Origin of the sequence: Mesorhizobium sp. M4B.F.Ca.ET.143.01.1.1, assembly GCF_004792275.1 — a bacterium.
GTDB classification, from domain to species: domain Bacteria; phylum Pseudomonadota; class Alphaproteobacteria; order Rhizobiales; family Rhizobiaceae; genus Mesorhizobium; species Mesorhizobium abyssinicae.
The window spans coordinates 1-288 of sequence record NZ_SRSR01000336.1 but is presented as its reverse complement, the minus strand read 5'-3'; the positions used below and the strand labels follow the sequence as shown (position 1 = coordinate 288).

The following is a 288-nucleotide window of genomic DNA, read 5'->3' as shown; positions in this document are numbered from 1 at the left end:
CACGCGCCGAGTTGGCCGATCATGCCGCGCTCTTCGGCGATGGCGATGAATTGCGCCGCCGGCAATGCGCCATGCACGTCATGCCCCCAGCGGATCAGCGCCTCCGCGCCGAGGATCGTCTTGCCGTTCGCCGCGAACACCGGCTGGTAGGCGAGCCTGATGCCGGAGCCGCCGTCGAGAGCCTTGCGAAGCTCGGTCTCGACTGTGCGCTTGCGCAAGAGCAGGTCGTCCATGTCGCCGGCGAAGACCTGGTGCCGGCCCCGGCCGTTCTTCTTGGCTTCGTAAAGC

General features: G+C 67.7%; 1 protein-coding gene. It reads right to left on the bottom strand.

The annotated features are described in order from the left end of the window. Positions 1-288: EAL domain-containing protein (locus EN786_RS37235; protein ID WP_135910210.1), on the bottom strand; the 288-nt coding region annotated here is incomplete at both ends.